At 55.1% G+C, this 3992-nt stretch carries 3 protein-coding genes and 1 pseudogene; 2 read left to right on the forward strand and 2 right to left on the reverse strand.

The features are described from left to right. Positions 1-189, forward strand: a pseudogene (locus tag AB2B41_RS23105) (hypothetical protein); the annotation flags it as partial. 250 nt (positions 190-439) lie between these two features. Here the strand turns inward: AB2B41_RS23105 and AB2B41_RS23110 are convergent. Then, positions 440-724, reverse strand: a complete 285-nt coding sequence (locus AB2B41_RS23110; RefSeq protein ID WP_367880183.1) for a hypothetical protein — start codon at positions 722-724, stop codon at positions 440-442. Between the two features lie 93 nt (positions 725-817). Continuing rightward, positions 818-2368 carry a winged helix-turn-helix domain-containing protein gene (locus AB2B41_RS23115; RefSeq protein ID WP_367880184.1) on the reverse strand — a complete coding sequence of 517 codons (1551 nt, stop codon included), beginning with the start codon at positions 2366-2368 and terminating at the stop codon, positions 818-820. 769 nt (positions 2369-3137) lie between these two features. Between AB2B41_RS23115 and AB2B41_RS23125 the strand changes: the two genes are divergently transcribed. Next, positions 3138-3842 (forward strand): winged helix-turn-helix transcriptional regulator, encoded by a 705-nt coding sequence (locus AB2B41_RS23125; protein WP_367880186.1) that lies wholly within the window; start codon positions 3138-3140, stop codon positions 3840-3842. Positions 3843-3992: the final 150 nt, after the last annotated feature.

Raw genomic sequence — 3992 nt, forward strand, 5'->3', positions numbered from 1 at the left:
AGACATGTGCTGTTCCAAGCTGCTCTCGTTGCCAGCCAACACAATCCCATCCTGAAAAACTTCGCCGATCGACTTCGCGACGCCGGAAAACCACACAAAGTCATCGTCATTGCTGTCGCCAGAAAACTCGTGACAATCGTGAATGCGCTCATCAAATCAGGCCAAAAATGGTCTGCTCAGCCCGTCTGAGAAATACAGTTGCTAGTAGTTATTGATGGAGTTGCTTGACTAAATTTTCAGGCTGGTCCTCCGTCTCGGCGTTGCAGACCTTAGTGCTGAGCGCTGATAATGGCAGCATCGAGCCCGATGAGGCCTCGGGTCTCAAGACCTCAAAAAAAGTCGAAAGAGCAAAGTCGAATTTAAGAGATTTCCCTAGATGGGCCGATCAGTTTGGAAGACCGGTCGGCCTCATTCAGTGTGTTTTCTCCACGGAAAGGGGCTACGAATATTCGTTTATCCCAACTCGCCCCAGAAGGCTTAGGATTCGCCTCTCCCAGTTGTTGCGGGCAATTGCGCAAACCGGGTATTCGGTCACCGGCATGTTGAGTGCAGCCTCATGATCACGCTCGGTCATGGCGAAATCTGCACGCTGTTCGGGTGTTAGGCCGCGAAGTTCCGCGCGGTGGCGATACCCCGTTGGCATTGCCAAAAGCCTGGCTGTCACAGATACGGCCCGTTGCTTGAAGGTGTGTGTAGGGCGTGCTGTCGACTGGATGAGGTTCATGATGAAGTCTCCGTTTGTTGCAGGGTTCCAGTGAAACAAACATGACAGCCCAGACGTGCCAGCGCTTGGCGCCCCGGTGGAGAAGTGTGGAGACTACTTGGAGATTTCCTTCCCTGAGGCCGCCGGAACGAACGTGCCCAACATGAGACCTGCCAATTTGTCATAGTCCTGACGATCGGCGAACGGGTAAGCGCGGTCGAGAAAGGCCGCATCAAGATCGGGTCGCGCGTTCAGCGCCTCTTTTAGCACTTCTTCGGCTTCCGTTTCCTTTCCAAGCGCGTTGAGAGCCGCGGCCTCTGCCGCAAGTGCCCAATGAGGCGCGTTCGGCATTCGTTGAGCTTTCCTTGCCCAGCCAAGCGCTTCGTCGGTCAGGTTCAACAGCAGGCAGGAAAAACACAGCATCACGCAGACCGACCATCCTTGTGGATCGCGCGGACTCAGGGCCAGTACACGCTCGAAGTGACCTATGGCCTCTGCTGGGCGACCGCTGAGACACAGCGAATAACCGCGTCCAAAATGGCCATATGCATGATTGGGATTTCGGGCGATTGCCTCGTCGTAGGCAGCGATGGCAGCGTCGAATTCCGCACGGGCCAAATGTGAACGGCCCAATGCAACATAGGAAAAGGCATCCCGTGGGTCGAGCTGCACCGCACGTCGTGCTGCCGCCAACGCTTGATCAAGAGCCTCGTCGCCCACCACACCTTCCTTGTGGGCGTGGCAAAGCGCATATGCCAGTCCGGCATGTGCCAACGCATAGTCCGGATCGCGGGCTAGCGCCTCCTTCAATATCGTGATGGCCTTGGCATGAAACCCCGGGCGTTGCTGCCACAGCATCCAAAGCCCGCGTTGTGTTGTCTCCCAGGTCGAGAGGTCTGTCTCACGCAAACTGCGAAGCCGGTCGCGCTCTGCTGAAAGCAGCTCCGGCTCGATGGCAGCCGCAATCCGGTCGACATAAGGATCTAGATCCTGAAGATCCTCATCTGAAAGTTCCCAGCGCTCCGACCAGATCTGCGCCTGGGAATCTGCTGCACTGAGGTTTACCTGCAGGCGCCAGTTATGACCGCGCTGGCGCAGTGTCCCTTCGACCAGATAGTCAGGACCAATTTCTTCGACCGCCCGCGACATTTCCGCTCCTGCGAAATCTCGAAGGCCAAAAGACGTCAGACGAGAGATAACCCTCAGGTCCCTAAACCGCGAGAGCGCTGAGATAACATCGTCGCAAATTCCGTCCAGCCGCCACAGTGTATCGGGATCGTCAGGAACCTGCGTGAATGGAAGCACCAGAATTACTGGCTGGTCCGGCTTCTCGCCCGAAGAAGACACCATGTCGGCATTCACTTCAAATTCAGCAACAAACTGATAGCCCACACCACGGAGGGTACGGATCACCCTTTGCGCGGCGCCATCGTCACCCACGGCTGCGCGTACCGCCTTGATCCGGCTAGTCACGGCGGTATCGGAGACGATACGCCCGCCCCAAACCCGTTCGATCAGATCGTCCTTACTCAGTACCCGGTCTTTTGCTTCGATTAAGGCCACCAGCACATCAAAAACCTGGGGTTCCACGTCGATGGCTTCACCGTCACGACACAACAGCCGTGCTTCGGAGTTGATCTCGCAGTTTCCAAAACGTGCTTTCATTTACCGACCCAGTTGCAACACGTTTACAGCTTAGCGAAGATTGGAGCCTGCGACACCGCCTATTCGACCGCTGGCATTGGTTGCGTTACTCGCGTATTTCCCTCGAAATTACTGGCGTAGGTAGTTTGCCGTCGAAGGGCGGTTTCGTCCGCTTCTGAGACATCGGACGTAGTCGAAATGAGTGGCCGGTGTTGGTAAAAGCGGACGTTGCCGCGGCGTGAGACAGTCATGAGTGGCCGCAGACGGCAGCTTTCTGGTCTTCTGATGAAAAGACCCGGATGTCACAGAAGAGCCCGAAGCAGTCTTTGTTTCGTTGCCGAAAGTTGTTGCCTTTGAAGAGAGCTTCTACCTGGTAATCTCACTACCAGTTCTTTGACTGCGTCTTCGCAATCTCTCCCAACCTATCTGTCTCCGTGGAGAGAGACGATACGTTGAGAGCACTCTCGACGTCGTTGGCGGTCAATCCGATATCTCTAAGCATGTGATCGGGGAGGGTTCCAAGTGAACACGATATGGCTTGTCTACCACGCCAGTTTTTTAAAGCCCTCTGCACTGCTTGTAGTGCATTCGTAGCCCAAGCCACCCGAGCGGTGTCACGATGTTCAATGGTGTTTTCATAGGTCATTTTAGGTCTCCCGAGTTTGCTCAGAAAGCTTCACCCGAGATGGGTCGGACACGATAGTGAGTGAAAGAGAGCAAGGTGGTACGCTATTCGTACTAGGTGCAATGAAGCCGGTCGAGTTAACCTTTCACGTGAAAGGAAATGCCGATGAAGCCCTATAGCAATATCTGCGCGATCTCGAAGGCCTGTAATGAGCTTGAACCACGCTGGACCCTGCCGATCCTTAACCAGCTCTGGACTGGTTACAGCCGGTTCAATGACATCCGTCGGGCTGTGGGTGGCGTCTCGCCCGGTGTGCTCTCCAAGCGGTTGGAGGAAATGGAGAAAAATGGTCTGGTGGAGCGCATTGAGGATCCCGCTAAGGGCACAGTCGACTATGTTCGCACCGCCAAGGCCAAGGACCTTGAAGAGGCCATGGATGCCTTGGCCAGATGGGCGCAGCGCAACATCAAAGCTGAAGTCGCTTCGACCGGTTTACACATTGGAAACCTGATGTGGGCCCTACGGCAGGGGATCAAAACTTCGGAATTGCCAGCAAAACGAACCGTCATTCAGTTCCGGTTCGAAGGCGTGCCAAAAGCTTTGTCTACCTATTGGTTGATCCATGAACCTGGAACCGAGTTGGAGCTCTGTATCGATCCGCCAGGCAGCGACGTCGACCTGTTTGTCGAAACGTCTCAGCTCTCTCTAAACGCAGTCTTCCTTGGCCGGTCGTCCTTTGCTCGGGAAACTGCCGCCGGGAGGTTCTTTATGACGGGTGACGCCGTGTTGGAGCGCAGTATTGAGCGTTGGTTTCCTAGATCAAGCTATGCCGATGTAGAGGGTGTTATGCAGCTGGATGAAGAGCGGTAAACCTTATGCAGCGAGCGTTCGCACCTCACTTAACCTCTCGCAGAGCATTGAAAAAAGCGAAAGGCGGCTTCTCCCGGATGTTGTTGAAAAACTCTGCTTGAGCGAAGCGTGATCGGCTGATTCACTTGCCCTGAGGCAAGGGAGATCTGG

Origin of the sequence: Sulfitobacter sediminis, assembly GCF_040811725.1 — a bacterium.
Taxonomy (GTDB): domain Bacteria; phylum Pseudomonadota; class Alphaproteobacteria; order Rhodobacterales; family Rhodobacteraceae; genus Sulfitobacter; species Sulfitobacter sediminis.

What these genes read in the sequence shown, in the direction of transcription:
- AB2B41_RS23110 (WP_367880183.1), bottom strand. Translation starts at nt 724, where the DNA reads ATGAACCTCATCCAGTCGACAGCACGCCCTACACACACCTTCAAGCAA.
- AB2B41_RS23115 (WP_367880184.1), bottom strand. Translation starts at nt 2,368, where the DNA reads ATGAAAGCACGTTTTGGAAACTGCGAGATCAACTCCGAAGCACGGCTG.
- AB2B41_RS23125 (WP_367880186.1), top strand. Translation starts at nt 3,138, where the DNA reads ATGAAGCCCTATAGCAATATCTGCGCGATCTCGAAGGCCTGTAATGAG.